Here is a 14,837-nt window from a genome sequence, read left to right as displayed (position 1 = left end):
CTCGTAACTGGTGCCTTTACCGGGAGATACCGGACTTGGACTCGTTGACCTGTTTGCCCTGCTTCAATTCGCGCTCAAGGTCGTCAATGAGGGCATCGGCCTTCTCAAGGGTGACGTTCTCGACGAACTGCCCATTGACCTGAATGACAGGAGCATAGCCGCAGGTCGCGAGGCACTCGACGCCCTGGAGGGTAAAGTTGCCGTCCGGGGTGGTCTCGCCGCGCTTGATGCCCAGGCGCTGCTCCAGGTGTTCCATCACGCTATCGCAGTTGCGCAGATAACAGGAGATGCTGGTGCAGACCTTCACGATCTTCTTGCCCGGTGCCTGCTTGTGGTACATGGTATAGAAGGTCGCGACGCTCTCCACGTCATCGATTGTCATACCCACGGCCTCGGCCACGGCCTCCAGGCCCGCGCGCGTGATATAGCCCTCTTCTTCTTGCGCGATATAGAGCGAGGGCATAACCGCCGAACGCGCGGCAGGATAACGCTTGGCCAGCTCGCGCATGCGCTCTTTAGCCTTCTCTGAAATCATCTATCAACCTCTCCAAGCACGATATCAATGCTACCAATGGCGGCGACAACGTCCGAAAGGAAGGTTCCCTCGACCATGCGCGGGAGCACCTGCAAATTGGCGAAGGATGCGCCGCGCACATGCATGCGATAGGGTTTGGGGCCGCCATCGCTGACCATATAGAACCCTAGCTCACCCTTGGGGGCCTCGGTGCGCACAAAGACCTCGCCTTGGGGTGGACGATAGCCCTCGGTGAAGAGCTTGAAGTGGTGGATCAGGGCCTCCATGCTACCGGTGATCTGCCACTTGGGTGGCGGTGTGACTTTTTTGTTCTGGACGCGGTAGGGACCCTCGGGCAGACCTTCTAGCGCCTGCTCAATGATCTTGCGGCTCTCTTCCATCTCCAGCATGCGCACCATATAGCGATCATAGACGTCGCCCGTGGAGCCGACTGGAATGTCGAAGTCAAACTTCTCGTAGCCGCTGTAGGGGAAGACCTTGCGGATATCCCAGACCACGCCGCTACCTCGCAGGGTCGGACCCGAGGCGCCATAGGCCAGGGCATCCTCCTGTGTCAGGATGCCGATATTGCGCGTGCGCTCCAGCCAGAGCTGGTTATTGCTCAGCAGGTCGTGATACTCTTGCAGGCGCGGCGGGAAGGCCTTCAGGAATTCGCGCACCTTGGCCTCGAAGCCTTTGGGCAGCTCGGCCTGCAGGCCACCAGGGCAGATGTAGCTGGTCATCATACGCACGCCCGAGATCAGCTCGAAGATATCGAGGATCATCTCGCGCTCGCGGAAACAGTAGAGGAAGACGCTCTGCGCGCCCAGATCGAGCGCCGAGGTTCCCAGCCAGACCAGGTGGCTCGCGATACGCTGAAGCTCAGCCAGGATGACGCGTGTGTACTTAATCTTATCGTTGATCTCGTCATCGATGCCCAGGAGTCGCTCCACCGCCAGGCTATAGCCCAGGTTATTATTGAGCGGTGCGAGGTAATCCATGCGGTCCGTCAGAACCAGGGCCTGATGGTAGGACTTGACCTCGGCGGTCTTCTCGATGCCAGTATGGAGAAAGCCAATATCGGGTACGGCTTTAATAACGGTCTCACCCTCGATGGTCAGAACGAGGCGCAATACGCCATGCGTACTGGGGTGCTGAGGCCCCATGTTGATGGTCATCGTATCGTTACGCTGACCCTCTTCGAGGAGCTGCCCCTCATCAAGGGTATAGGAGTACCCGGCTAGCGGTGTACTCGTCTTCTCTTTTTGCTGCATAAGCTGTCCTCTTTAGTGCCTCTCCGAAAACCTGAGCGCGTTAGCGCTAGCCGCGAGACTGGCGCCGCGCCCCCGAATGGGGGTTGGTTTTCGTATAAGGTCATGGAGCTGATCTAGGCCTCTTCTGTTGTTGGCAATGTGCCTGGCTCTTGACCAGGATTGATCTGTGCGCGGCCCTCATTAAACTGGCGACCCTCGGAAGAGCGCAGCGACTGCTGATAGTAATCGCCAACGCCGGGATCGACATTATAAGGAACCTGGCCACCCCAGTGAGGCTCGGGAAGCTCGAAGCCCGAGATGGGATAATCTTTGCGCAGAGGATGAGTGGTCCAGTCCTCAGGCATCATAATACGGCGCAGATCAGGATGGCCCGCAAAGGTAATCCCAAACAGGTCGTAGACCTCGCGCTCATACCAGTTCGCGCCAGCCCAGACGCTCGTAATGCTGGGAACCTCTGGATGGGCCTCGCGTCGCTGACCCACACGCACCTTGAGACGAATAAAACACTGGTGTTCAATAGAGAGAAGCTGGTAGACGACATCGAAGCGTGGTGTGCGCTCTGGCCAATCAACCGCTGTTACCGTCTCAAGAAAACTGTACTGGAGCTGTGCCTTCAGGAACTGACAGACCTCGACCAGGGAGCCTGGATCGAGGATAATTGTCTGCTCGTCACGGTGTTCAACGGTTTCGAGCACGCCCTGCGGAAACTTCTCCCGCACAACGTCCACTGTAGAAGCTGCTGTTATGACCATAAAATAACTTCCTAAAAAAGTAACCGAACACTGAATGGGACTTTAACCAGTTAACATGGCAAGTTGTGAGTGCAATCACTACCAAAGAAATTAGTTAAAGATCATTAACATAGGCCGCAGGTCGTAGGGGAACGTAGAGCTAAAAGCCAGATCCATGGCGACGTGAGTCGCGCTTTACACCTGCGGCGTCAGGGCAAGGAGACGATATTGGAAATAACCGCCCTTGCGCACAAAGAGGGCTAACCAGAAACTGGTTGGCCCCCACTTTTCGCTTGTGTTTCGTTTCTTCTGTATAAAGTGCCGCTGCTACCTTCTCTCAGGCAGGCAATCAAGATTGGCATATCGTGTAGGGTCCATGCAAGCGTGGACTAAAAGAAGCCGACCCTACAGATCCATATTCGTGTTTGAAGGACCAACGAGCTTGAGGCCGCTATCCTTCAGGGGATCGGGTGGATTGGGAATGCCCTCACGAATCTTGCGCTGCAACTCATTGAAGCCGAACAATAGCATATCGGGAGTAGGGGGGCAACCTGGGATAAAGACATCGACTGGAACGATCTTATCTACCCCCTGTACAATGGCGTAATTGTTGAAGACGCCACCGCAGGAGGCGCAGGCTCCCATTGAGATGACCCACTTGGGTTCTGGCATCTGGTCATAAATCTGGCGCAATACGGGAGCCATCTTGACCGAGCAGCGTCCAGCGACGATCATCAGATCGGCCTGGCGTGGTGAGGCGCGATAGACCTCGGCTCCAAAGCGCGCAAGGTCGAAGCGACTGGCGCTGGTCGACATCATCTCGATGGCGCAGCAGGCCAGGCCGAAGAGCGCGGGCCAGAGAGAGGAGCTACGGCTCCAATCCAGGATCTTGCTCACCTGCGTGGTTAGCACGCCAAAGCTACCATCCTTCTGATGCATTGGTAGCTCGCGTGGTGTCTGCGTGTTGGAGTAGGTCTGTACCGGCTCCCAGGGATTGGTTATTCCCATGAAAAAGCTCCCTTCCGCCAAACATAGACATAGCCCACCATCAGAATCGCCAGGAAGACGAGCAGTTCAATGAGTCCGAAAAGCTGTAGCTGGTGGAGCAGGACTGCGAGGGGATAGAACGACACAATTTCGATGTCAAACACAATAAAGAGCATACCAGTCAACAGATATTTGACTGGGAAGCGTTTCTTGGGCGGCTCAATCTCTTGAATACCGCATTCATAGGGCGCGAGCTTCTCCGGCGAGGGTTTGCGTGGCCCAAGCACGTTGGTTACCACCATAACCAGGATGCCGAAGAGGACCGCAAGCGTTACTAAGATAAAAATGGGGAGTGCTGATCCCATATGCGGAACCTTCAATTTCTAATAACTGCACTATTTGCATGAAAAAAATGCATCGACTAGTGTCAAAAATACACTTCCTCAGCATCTATTGTAGTACAGTCTTACAGGCGTGTCAAATAAGCCCACATCAGCGTACAGGGCTTTTTGGTTTACCCGAAAAGAGTGAAAAAGAAGTCATTTCTTGCGACACTTAGGAAAACTCAAAACACCCCTAAGAAAGCGAGAAATGACCTTGGATGTACCTTACCATATCTGACGAAATGAAAAAAGCCTTTCCCGAAGCGCTTCACGTGGATCCCACCTCCTTCTACGCCGCCTTTGCTCAGGTGAAAGATCGACGTGGCAAACGAGGGAGACGTTATCCCCTTCCGTTGATATTGACGCTGCTGCTGTTAGGAAAGCTGGCAGGAGAGAGCAGTATCCACGGGATTGTGGAGTGGATTGACGAGAGAAAGGAGCAGCTTCAGGGCTATTTGGGCTGGCCGAGGCGCTTTCCAACGAATTCGACCTACACCTTTGCACTCAGTCAGTGTAATGACCAGGAGATTGCCACCGTCTTGGCTGGTGTTGTGCTGAAAGCCAGAGCGGTTGAGCACTGCGGTGAGGAATCTGGTCGGCTTTCCAAGCCAGGTCAAGAGAAGCCGCTCATTCAGACAGCCATGGATGGCAAACAGATGCGAGGAACCTTAGGACACCAGAGCAGTGAGCAGCCTCCTGTCCATCTGCTCTGCCTCTATGAGTGCCAAAGCGGCATTGTCCTCGCCCAACGTGGGGTTCGCAGCAAAGAAAATGAGATCAGTGCGGCGGCTGCCTTGTTGCATCCCGCCTTGGTCAAAGGGCGTATCATTAGTGCCGATGCCATGCATACGCAAACAAAGTGGTGTGCGGCGGTTGAGCGCTATGGAGGCTACTATCTGCTGATTGCCAAGCTGAATCAGCCACAACTCTATGAAGATCTCCGCGACTTTTTTGAGGAAGAAGACGCTCCCCGCCAGCAGTGGCAGTATGCCAGGAGCGTTCAAGAGGGGCATGGACGTCTGGAAATCAGAGAACTGTGGAGCAGCACGCTGATGAATGACTGGTTTGAGCCGCAATGGGCAGGTGTGGCACAGGTCTTCCGGTTGCGCAGGCACACGACGCATCAAAAGGATGGGAAGGTGCGTGAGGAGATCGTCTATGGTCTCACCAATCTGCCGCCTCGTCTGGCCAACGCAGCACGCTTACTCCAGTTGCAGCAAGCCCATTGGTGTATTGGTGCGATCCGTTTCGCCGAAATGAGCGAAAGCTCAAGGATGGCGAGCAAGGAGAAAGCTCCTTGACAACTGATCGAGTGATGTGGGGCGCAATTCCCCATCCTCTGGGTGAAAGAGGAAACGCGGCTCCCTCACGGTAGCGACTGGTCATCAATCCGTGAAGCAGGGAGAAATGCGGAAGAGCCTGGACCTCGACCAGGTGGTCTCCGCTACACAGGTTCCTACGGTTAGCGCAAGCGAACGCTCGATGAACCGTCGTCACAGTGAAAGAGCCAACGCGAGGTAAGAGGCTCTGACCAAAATGGTCACGGTCACATAGGGGTCGAGAACATCAATGCGGCTCTCGACTTCACCCCCTTGACCCGGCGGATAGAGACGAACCTATGGGAACGCAAAACACTTGATCGGAACGGAATAACTCTGCGAGAACTCTCGCTGGTGGTCGATCTAGCGAGCAGGCAACCAACCGCATGTTCTCGGAGAGAAGGATTGCCGAAGAAGCAAAGGCCTCTGGGAAAGCCAGAGGATACGCTGACGTCGGCACGGTGAGATGGAGGATAGAGCCATGAGTCACAGGAAAGAAACGGAAGCGATGGTTGTCCCCCAACCAATCGAAGACTGGACACAGACGCCCTGGCGTAAGCTAGAACGAACGGTGTACCGACTGCAAAAACGGATCTATCAAGCCTCTCTTCGTGGCAATGACAAAGCAGTTCACAACCTTCAACGGTTACTCATGAAGTCGAAAGCAGCCGGACGCTGGCAGTACGCAAGATGACGCAGGATAACCAGGGCAAGCGGACGGCTGGAGTCGATGGAATCAAATCTGTCAAACCAGCCCAACGCCTGGCGCTGGTGAAATACCTTCGTCATCACAAGCAGATCAAACCACAGCCAACCAGACGAGTCTGGATACCCAAGCCAGGAAAGGCAGAGAAAAGGCCATTAGGCATCCCGACGATGCTGGATCGCGCTCATCAATGCCTGACAAAATTGGCGTTGGAGCCCGAATGGGAGGCACGATTTGAGGCTGACAGCTACGGGTTTCGTCCTGGTCGCTCAGCTCAGGATGCCATTCAAGCCATTTTCATTTACATCTGCAAACAGCCCAAATATGTGCTTGATGCAGATATCGCGAATTGCTTCAACCAGATCAATCACGAAACACTCTTACACAAACTCCAGACCTTTCCCGCGATGAGGCGCGCCATCAAAGCCTGGCTCAGAGCAGGAGTGCTGGAAGACAACGTGTTCGAGCCAACGACAGCCGGAACTCCGCAAGGAGGTCCACTGAGTCCCTTACTTGCCAATATCGCCCTGCATGGGATGCTGCAAGCTGTTCAACAAGGCTACAAAGGCAAGGATAAGCCCAGGCTGGTTCGCTATGCAGATGACCTGGTGGTGCTGTATCGAACTCGCGAGGGGATTGAACAGGCCAAAAGCAGGCTAGAAGACTGGCTGAAAGACATGGGATTAGAAATGAAGCCGAGCAAAACCCGTATCGCTCACACGCTCGAAGCGCTTGGGGCAGAAGCCCCTGGCTTCGACTTCTTAGGTTTTGAGATCCGACAGTACTCTGTTGGTAAACACCATTCAGGAACTCTGCACGGGAAACGGCTTGGCTTCAAAACACTCATTCGCCCCAGTAAAGAAGCTATCAAACGGCATCGGGAAGGGCTGCGGGCGGTAGTGCTCGCAGGCACAGGGCTTTCTCAAGGCGCGCTCATTGGGCAACTGAACCCAAAGATCCGTGGATGGTCACGCTACTACCGCAGCGTCGCCGCCAAGAAAACTCTCAATGACTGCGACTACCACCTGTTTCCGCTTCTGCTTCGCTGGGCCAAACGCCGACACACACGCAAGTCTGCGAGTTGGATACGAACGCGCTACTGGCGAACAATGGGACAAGATCACTGGCGCTTTGCAACGCCTGATGGACTCTATCTCAGCGATCACGCAGCAACGGCGATCCAACGCCATGTGAAGGTGAAAGGCACGGCCAGCCCGTTCGATGGTAACCTGCTCTACTGGGCGAAGAGATTACAACAATCTCATCCGCTCAACAGGAGTAAACTGGGGGCCTTGCTGCACAAGCAACAAGGGAAATGCCGTTGGTGTGAACTGCACTTTACCGAGAACGATTTGATTGAGATCGATCACATCACTCCCCGCAGTGAAGGGGGTACAGATGCACTCAGTAATCTTTTCGCTCTCCATCGGCACTGCCACGATCAACGACATACAAAGAAGCATGTCTGGGGTACTCATGACACGAGCCATCCCATTGAGGAGCCGGATGAGGGGAAAGCTCTCATGTCCGGTTCTGAAGGCGGGCAGGAGGGAGCGATCCCTCTTGCCTAGCTCTCAAAACAGCCTACACTATCGGCGTGATGTGACGATGGGTGAAGATGCCTCTCAAGTCCGTTTGGCAGGGGCTCCAGCAGCGTTAGCAGCCCTTAATGGAGGGGTACTCGCCATGATGGATTGGTTGCAGGTCAACAATGTCGCCTCTGCTATGCGGCATTGTTGTGCTCAGCCTCGCGAGGCCTTGCAACTGCTGTGTGGCAAGTTATCACGGTAATACGGGTAAACCAAAAAGCCCTGCATCAGCGTACACGGCTACAGGCTCGCTAGCGGCTACTGTTGGTGTGGCTCGCTACTGGCGTACGCGGCTACTTCTTATTCCAAAGCATAGCAGCACTATCCCCAGAGTAACAAGATGAATGTGCAGGTCTGAGGCCAGAGGCCTCAGACCTGCACATTCATCTTGTTTATCCCTTGAGCGCCATAGGCGCGAAAGGGATGCCTACTTCCACACGCCTAAACATGATAAAATATATCAAATGAACCTCTGGGCCAACATCGAAAGCAACGACGCGAATAAGGACGTATGGACGCAGATAAGCGGGAACGGCCCGCGCAAACGCGCGCGCAGGCCAAATGAACGAGAGATCCAGGCAACTCTGCGCCACTGGCTGCTGCATGACTATGTAGCGGCATATTGTCGTACCCTCGCCGCCACGCGCATCTTCCGGCGCTGCTACTGGGTCGATGCCCTGGGGCTCAATGCGCGCGAGCAGACACTTGTGCCAATGCCTGAACACGCTGAGAATGGCAATAGCGCGAAGAAGCGGCGCAAAAAAGAGCCAGATGCGCCCATGCTGCCACAGGCCCTGCTCTCCATCTCTCTTCTGGCGCGCGAACTTGTTCAGGAGCAGCCCCCTTTCTCGCTTTATGGCCTGCTGCTAAGCGGTTCCAGGCAGAATGCACATACAACGCAAGAGACGCTGCCCCAGGATGGTGGCGTCCTGCGCAGCAACTGGCTGGATGGCGGTGCTGCTCTGCTACGTGAGCTTGAGCCTTCGCCAGCCATATTTCTGCTTAATCCCTTCGCGCCTTCGCTCTTTGGCAATGACGATTTACTCAAGATCTACCAGCGTACCGCCCCCACGGAACTCCTCCTCTGGCTTCCCCATCAAGCGATTGGTGCCTGTCTCCAGGCCGCGCGAAGCGACGAACAGGTAGGGCTCAAGCTTACCAACCTGTTGCGTACCGACCGCTGGAAGACCCTCCCCAGTACCGAAGCTGAGCGTGCGCAGGCCATAGATGGTTTTCTCAAACTGTTTATACTGAGCATGAAGCGCTACTTTAGCCTGCCCATCCAACGACTCGCGTTACCGGTCCAGGTGGGGCCAGCCTGGATGGAGTATGTACCCTCGACCCTGCTCTTTGCGACCAGGCGCCAGGACAGCTTTCAACATATGAATGAGGCGCTTTGTGACTACCGGCGGCGTCTTTATGCTCTGGTCCATGAAGGTGTTCTTGCCGAGGAGTGGTTTCTCATCCAGGAGCAAGAGCGACATGCAGTCTCCCTGAATCAGTTAACGCAGCGCATCATTCAGTTGGGGCGAGGACAGCGTGTGCGCCGCTGGCCCGATCTACGCCAGCAGGCCATGCTCGAATACTTTGGCCAGTTCACGCTCAGCGACTATGACGGCGTTATGCAGCACCTGCTACAGAGCGGCGAGGTACGCTGCGAGTGGCGGCGCCCGCGCCTCACCAGCGAAGACCCTGTTTCGCCTGGTAACGACGACTTACTCATCTGGCGCTAGTAACTCTTATCAAGTAAGAGGAACATGATCCAGTACAGCCCCCTGCCACATACTTTTGCACAAAAAGAAGGTATCACCAGGGGGAAACGCAGGACATGGGGAGATCCCGCGTTTTAGTGACACCTCCTATTATAAATTTACGTTTTGCGTAGGTAATTAGTCGCATAATTTCGAGAGAAAAAGTGTTGTTTTTGAGCATAGATCTATACAGTAAGTATATGGGGAAGAGCGTGTATGAAGAAACAAGATGTATCATCGCGCAACGGACTCAACGAGTTAAACGGAGCCGAATGGGTCTACTTCACTCGTAGCATCCTGACGACCTCATACCCCTCAGAATATAGCCATCACCTACGCAAGGCCCACGGCGCGAACAAGCCCCCACAGCTCATGCGCCAGTTGATAGAGTTCTTTACCAAGCCGGGCGCACGCGTCCTCGACCCCTTCGCGGGCGTCGGCGGAACGCTTATTGGTGCCTCGATCTGTGCCAAACCCCGCGAGGCCCTGGGGATCGAGATCAATCCGCGCTGGGTAGAGATCTACCAACGTGTACTGGAAGAGAACCAGGACCAGTTGCTGCCCCAGCCTATGCTGCATGGCGACTGCCTGACCCTCATGCGCGAGATGGAGAGCGCCAGCTTTGACTTTATTGCCACCGATCCCCCCTACAATGTTCATATGACCCAGACCATGTCGGGCAAGCGCAAGGCGAACCAGCACGCCAGCCGGCGCACCACCTATGATATGCGCTCAGATGATCCTGCCGACCTCGCCAACCTGCCCAGCTATGAGACCTATTTAGAGGCCATGGAACATATCTTTCAAGAGTGTGCCCGCCTCCTGAAGCCCAGGAAATACATGGTCATCATCGTGCGCGACGCCTATCAGCATGGCGAGTACATCTTTACCCACGTCGACCTGGCGCGCCGTGCTCGCCTCCACGGCCTCATTCCCAAGGGCGAGATCATCTGGTACCAGGCCGGGACGCGCCTGCGCCCCTACGGCTACCCCTTCGCCTACATTCCCAACATCGCCCACCAATACATCGTCATCCTCCAAAAACAGTAACATAGGATTAATGGTGTGTGATGATACTGGGCTGGCGGAGCCAGCCCAGTATCATCACACACCATTAATCCTATAAATAACTATGTGGCATTTTTAGCTCTTGAGCGACATATGGAGTGAAATCGCTAGCGAGAAGAACGACTTAGTAGGACGGAACCATGCAACAACATTTGTCCTCAGCCCGAGGTGACGCCTTCGCGGCTGAACTCTACCAACGCTATGCTCAGGAGATTTTCGCCTACTTGCGCATGCATACGCCGACGCGTGAGGATGCCGAGGACCTGCTCATTGATGTCTTCCTGGCGGCGCTTGAGCAGAAAAACTTTCAAAATGTGCCCATAGAGAGACAGCGAGCCTACCTGTGGCGGGTGGCGCAGAACAAGACGGTCGATCTGCACCGTCGCCTGAAGCGCCGCCAGATATCGCCCATAGAACAGGTCGCGGACGCGCTCTACTTCGATGAGGAGCAGGGACCAGAACAACACGCCATGCGTACGGAGCGCCATGCCCTGTTGCGTACGCATGTGCAGCGGTTGCCAGAGCTACAACGTAAGTTACTCTACCTGCGCTTTGTTAATGGACTGCGTAGCGCGGAGATCGCGCGCATTCTCGACAAACGCGAGGGGACAGTACGCATGCTGCTCTCGCGCACCCTCAATACCCTCCGCTCCATCTACGAGAAGCACAGATGAGAAGTACTAAAAGGGATAGACACTATGGCTACATCGAACGAACATTTCAACGCTAAAGACATAGATACACAGATCGAGCAATCGCTGGCGCAGGCTCAATCCAACGAACCCAACGCGCAATTGGTGGCCGATCTACGGCAGTTGCACCAGGCCGATGCCCAGGCCGATACCCAGTCACTCAACTACGCCTGGCAGCATATTCGCGCGCGTAGTCGCTCGCAGCGATCACTGGATAACGAAGGGAAGGTCATTCCCATGCATATACCTTCATCACGCACGCCTGACAAGACGCAGGGTGGGCCGCGCCAGCAACGCTTCGCTTCTACCCGGCGAGCTTTCACACTCATTGCCGCTGTTCTGGTGGCGGCCCTGGTCGTGGGCAGCCTGCTCACCGTGCTCTACCGGGCGCGCTCAGCACAGGGAGGAAACGTTACTTTACCCCACTCTACGGTGATACCTAAAGCAACGAACCAACCCACACAGGTTCATCCCGGCAAGGTTGTCTATACTCATAAAGAGAAAGATAGTATTATCATAGGCTTGCAGTGGTCCCCTGATGGTAAACACATTGCCCTGGCTGGGAATGATGTGCGCATCTGGGATGCCACGACGGGAAAAAACGAGGTCACCTACCATCCTACTGGCGGAGGGCGAACTCCCGTTCAAAACATTGCCTGGGCGCCAGATGGCAGTCAGCGTCTCGCGGTTGCCACCAATAATGTACAAATCATAGATGCGAATACTGGCAAGGCCCTGATCACTGGTCCTAACCAGTCTACTGCTCATATTGGTAATCTACTAACTAGCTTATTGACTCCTCTGACGTCTCATAGCGCTGGCACTGCCTCCATAACAGGCCTGGCCTGGTCACCAGATGGCAAGTATATTGCTTCTAGTTTGAATGACCCGATCAGTGAATCTCAAAACCCACAGGATCACCCGATTCTCATCTGGGATAGCAAGACTGGTGCAGTGGTCAAGACCCTGATTGGTCATACCGCTGATGCCTATCACGTGGTCTGGTCGCCAGATGGCAAATACCTGGCCTCTTTCTCTCAGAATTGGGACGAAACGGTGCGTGTCTGGAATGCAAAGACGGGGCAACTCGTTTATACCGTTCACGCCGTAGGCTATGGAACGATGAATGAGTTAGCCTGGTCGCCGGATAGCCAGTACCTGGCTGTCAGTATGAGTGTGCAGATTGGCAATAATACCGTTGGAGAGATCAAGAACAAGTACCAGGTCCAGATATGGCAGGCATTAACGGGCAAGCCTGTTTTGACGTATACACTTCACTCGCCAAATGATATTGTGCAATACCTGGCCTGGTCGCATGATGGCACACGCATTGCCACAGTTGAGAATGAGACACAGACGATCTCTAGCGGATCGAATAAAGGCCAACAGATAGTAGTAAACAACGTCGAGATCTGGAATCCTCTGACCGGGAAGACGCTTTTCACCTATCAGGAAAGGAGTGGGGATATGCGAGTCGTTACCTGGTCACCTGATGATACGCTCATTGCCACAGCAAGTATGAGTGTAAGTACCCTGCCCCCAGATAAGAAAGCGAATAACGCTACAATCAATGTAAAAGTGTGGGAAGCTCCCGCAAAATAAAAGAGTCGTATGCTTTGAGAAGCAGAGTGGAGGTCACCGGACGCGTCCGGTGACCTCCACTCTGCTTCTCAAAGCATACCTAAAACAAGAGTTTTTGCCGGGAAAAGCTGTGCGTATATGATGCGCAGGCTCATGCGGTACCGTTACCCTACCAATAAGATTGCCTGGCGAGTATAATTATTGGAAACATTACGGTAATAGATAGGATGAAACAAGTTCCCCAAAGAGAGAGTAACGCAATGCCACGGAAGACACGAGAGAACAACGAGTACAGTGACCAATTTCAGCGACGTGAAGTGATAGAAGAGACGTATATCCCCATGCAAGAAGAGACACACGGAATCGACGAAGTTTTAAACGAGCGCAACCATATCGCCGTCCTATCCTCACTTGAGTACGGCGAGCGCTTCCATGCCGCCGGCAAGCGCGATGTTGAGCTATACATCCGCACCTACAATACGATGCTGCGTAGCTCCGGCGAGGTTAATCTGAAGGCCCTGGTGCAGGCGCACTACAACATTGATTCGATCCTGCATCCCGATGCGCGCATGTCACAACCCGATATGTCAGCGTTCATCTATAGTGCGCTGCGCCTGCCAATCTCCATCCTGCACTGTAACCTGGTGTTGTTGGGGCAGTCTGAGGATGTCTTTGTGCAGCATAACTTCCCGGTCAATAGCTGGCAGGCCGTGACGGCCTCGGCCAGGCGCCGCAAGTGGTTCTATGATGGCAAGGAGACCCTGGCGGCCTACGTCGCCAGCGTCAGCGACACCGATGATATCGTGCCTGTGCTGGTGGCCTTCCAGATCGAATGGAACAAGATGTACTACCTGATCAACGAGGACCCGACGACGATCAAGCTGCTGGAGACACGCATGGATCGTAGCTCTCCGGTCTTCGCCGAGATCAGCAAAGTGCTACGCGAGCGCCTGCATATCGCGCCCGATGATTGGAATCGCCTGGAGGTCATCTGGGGCGATCAACTCTGGGAGACCCTGCTGAGTATGGGTCAGCAGCGCAAGAACTTCCGCCTGCGCATGCTGGGTGGTTCGCATGTAGGCTATGTCCGCGCCACTCGCCAGTGGTGGAACCCGGTCAAAGATGTGTTGGAGAGTCTGAACGTGCAGAATCGCCCAATCTACTTCGTCTCCAGCAATACCCATAGCATGGTGAACGTCCTCTCCGGCTCCCTGCTCAATCGCGAGGAGGAGCTAACGCGTTTCGCCCTCAATGGCGACGATTCCTACCTGAACGCGGAATGCCGCAAGTTGCAGGAGGGCGAGGTTCCGGGCAACTGGCATAACTTCCTCTACTTCGCGGGCCGCGAGTGGGTCAATACGCCCGCAGGTAAGGAGTTCCTGAGCGAGCGCGAGGAGGAGGAGCGAGCGCGAGGCATCTATCGCGTGGATGCGCGCCATGGGGTGGAGATCGATGCCCAGATCTTCGACCTCTCCAAGCTACATCCAGGTGAGATCGACCCGCGCTGTCGTATGCCACACCTGGACTATCTGGCCCAGAGCCAGGCCTTGATCCTGAATATCGACTATCCCCTGGGCATGGCTGCCTATCGGATGATGCGCGAGATCATGGAGAACCTGGCGCAGCTACGCGGCATCTATATCCTGGGCAAGGCTGCGACACTTAATGGCAGCATCGGCGATGTCATGATCTCCAATGTCGTGTTGGACGAGCATAGTCAGAATACATACTGGCTCGACAACTGCTTTACGGCGCACGATGTCCAGCCCTACCTGATCTATGGCTCCGTGCTGGATAACCAGAAGGCCATTTCGGCCAAGGGTACCTACTTGCAGAACCGCCAGTACCTGGACTTCTACTATCGCGCCAACTACACCGTTGTCGAGATGGAGAGCGGCCCCTACCTCAACGCAGTCTACGAAGACCAGTATCTCACGCGCTACCCGGTAGGCGAGAACATCAACTTCGCGCGCCTCCCCTATGAAGTGGGTCTGCTACACTACGCCTCAGATACGCCCTACACGCGAGGCAAGAACCTGGGCGCAGGCAGTCTCTCCTACTTTGGCATGGACTCGACCTACGCCACTACCATTGCCATCACCAAGCGTATCCTTGAGCATGAGGTCGCGTACCTGAAGCGGCAGAAGATGCCGCGCCCCCTGCCCCACCAGGTCGTCTCACTCGAGGGCACCGAAGAAGGGAGCAAAGTATCCTAAAGCATAAAAAGAAGTACGGCTAGGCC

At 54.8% G+C, this 14,837-nt stretch carries 11 protein-coding genes and 2 pseudogenes; 8 read left to right on the top strand and 5 right to left on the bottom strand.

All coding sequences use genetic code 11. The features are described 5' to 3' along the window. Positions 1-16: 16 nt before the first annotated feature. The 5 genes and pseudogenes from nuoE to KRAC_RS27950 form a co-directional block, all read right to left on the bottom strand. Positions 17-535 (bottom strand): NADH-quinone oxidoreductase subunit NuoE, encoded by a 519-nt coding sequence (nuoE, locus tag KRAC_RS27970; protein WP_007913085.1) that lies wholly within the window; start codon positions 533-535, stop codon positions 17-19. Further along, complete coding sequence (nuoD, locus tag KRAC_RS27965; RefSeq protein WP_420795829.1) at positions 532-1,692, bottom strand: NADH dehydrogenase (quinone) subunit D; 1,161 nt, start codon at positions 1,690-1,692, stop codon at positions 532-534. The genes nuoE and nuoD overlap by 4 nt, the downstream gene beginning before the upstream one ends. Positions 1,693-1,901: 209 nt before the next feature. After that, positions 1,902-2,540, bottom strand: a complete 639-nt coding sequence (locus KRAC_RS27960; protein ID WP_007913076.1) for an NADH-quinone oxidoreductase subunit C — start codon at positions 2,538-2,540, stop codon at positions 1,902-1,904. A gap of 462 nt (positions 2,541-3,002) precedes the next feature. Next, positions 3,003-3,458 (bottom strand): annotated as a pseudogene (locus KRAC_RS27955) (NADH-quinone oxidoreductase subunit B); the annotation flags it as partial. 59 nt (positions 3,459-3,517) lie between these two features. After that, positions 3,518-3,871 (bottom strand): NADH-quinone oxidoreductase subunit A, encoded by a 354-nt coding sequence (locus KRAC_RS27950; protein ID WP_007913072.1) that lies wholly within the window; start codon positions 3,869-3,871, stop codon positions 3,518-3,520. Between the two features lie 236 nt (positions 3,872-4,107). Here KRAC_RS27950 and KRAC_RS27945 point away from each other — a divergent pair, with 236 nt between their 5' ends. From KRAC_RS27945 to KRAC_RS27910, 8 genes and pseudogenes are all read left to right on the top strand, one after another. Next, on the top strand, positions 4,108-5,190 hold the full coding sequence (locus KRAC_RS27945; RefSeq protein ID WP_007913070.1) for an ISAs1 family transposase: 1,083 nt from the start codon (positions 4,108-4,110) through the stop codon (positions 5,188-5,190). Between the two features lie 499 nt (positions 5,191-5,689). After that, positions 5,690-7,485 (top strand): annotated as a pseudogene (gene ltrA / locus KRAC_RS27940) (group II intron reverse transcriptase/maturase). Then, on the top strand, positions 7,478-7,705 hold the full coding sequence (locus KRAC_RS27935; RefSeq protein ID WP_007913068.1) for a hypothetical protein: 228 nt from the start codon (positions 7,478-7,480) through the stop codon (positions 7,703-7,705). The pseudogene ltrA and the gene KRAC_RS27935 overlap by 8 nt, the downstream one beginning before the upstream one ends. 262 nt (positions 7,706-7,967) lie before the next feature. Beyond that, complete coding sequence (locus KRAC_RS27930; RefSeq protein WP_040444247.1) at positions 7,968-9,236, top strand: hypothetical protein; 1,269 nt, start codon at positions 7,968-7,970, stop codon at positions 9,234-9,236. A gap of 234 nt (positions 9,237-9,470) precedes the next feature. Next, complete coding sequence (locus KRAC_RS27925; RefSeq protein WP_007913064.1) at positions 9,471-10,304, top strand: TRM11 family SAM-dependent methyltransferase; 834 nt, start codon at positions 9,471-9,473, stop codon at positions 10,302-10,304. Between the two features lie 158 nt (positions 10,305-10,462). Next, the gene (locus KRAC_RS27920) at positions 10,463-10,996 is read left to right on the top strand and encodes an RNA polymerase sigma factor (protein ID WP_007913061.1); all 534 of its coding nucleotides are present in this window, start codon (positions 10,463-10,465) and stop codon (positions 10,994-10,996) included. Positions 10,997-11,020: 24 nt separating this feature from the next. Then, complete coding sequence (locus KRAC_RS27915) at positions 11,021-12,616, top strand: WD40 repeat domain-containing protein (protein ID WP_007913060.1); 1,596 nt, start codon at positions 11,021-11,023, stop codon at positions 12,614-12,616. Between the two features lie 239 nt (positions 12,617-12,855). Continuing rightward, a complete protein-coding gene (locus KRAC_RS27910) occupies positions 12,856-14,811 on the top strand; it encodes a DUF6909 family protein (protein ID WP_007913053.1) in 1,956 nt (651 codons plus the stop codon). Positions 14,812-14,837 lie beyond the last annotated feature (26 nt).

This window comes from Ktedonobacter racemifer DSM 44963 (genome assembly GCF_000178855.1).
Lineage (GTDB): Bacteria > Chloroflexota > Ktedonobacteria > Ktedonobacterales > Ktedonobacteraceae > Ktedonobacter > Ktedonobacter racemifer.
This window is presented reverse-complemented; position numbering and strand designations above follow the sequence as displayed.

Excerpts from the sequence above, each read along its gene's own strand:
- nuoE (WP_007913085.1), bottom strand. The coding sequence starts at position 535 with ATGATTTCAGAGAAGGCTAAAGAGCGCATGCGCGAGCTGGCCAAGCGT.
- nuoD (WP_420795829.1), bottom strand. The coding sequence starts at position 1,692 with ATGACCATCAACATGGGGCCTCAGCACCCCAGTACGCATGGCGTATTG.
- KRAC_RS27960 (WP_007913076.1), bottom strand. The coding sequence starts at position 2,540 with ATGGTCATAACAGCAGCTTCTACAGTGGACGTTGTGCGGGAGAAGTTT.
- KRAC_RS27950 (WP_007913072.1), bottom strand. The coding sequence starts at position 3,871 with ATGGGATCAGCACTCCCCATTTTTATCTTAGTAACGCTTGCGGTCCTC.
- KRAC_RS27945 (WP_007913070.1), top strand. The coding sequence starts at position 4,108 with ATGTACCTTACCATATCTGACGAAATGAAAAAAGCCTTTCCCGAAGCG.
- KRAC_RS27930 (WP_040444247.1), top strand. The coding sequence starts at position 7,968 with ATGAACCTCTGGGCCAACATCGAAAGCAACGACGCGAATAAGGACGTA.
- KRAC_RS27925 (WP_007913064.1), top strand. The coding sequence starts at position 9,471 with ATGAAGAAACAAGATGTATCATCGCGCAACGGACTCAACGAGTTAAAC.
- KRAC_RS27920 (WP_007913061.1), top strand. The coding sequence starts at position 10,463 with ATGCAACAACATTTGTCCTCAGCCCGAGGTGACGCCTTCGCGGCTGAA.
- KRAC_RS27915 (WP_007913060.1), top strand. The coding sequence starts at position 11,021 with ATGGCTACATCGAACGAACATTTCAACGCTAAAGACATAGATACACAG.
- KRAC_RS27910 (WP_007913053.1), top strand. The coding sequence starts at position 12,856 with ATGCCACGGAAGACACGAGAGAACAACGAGTACAGTGACCAATTTCAG.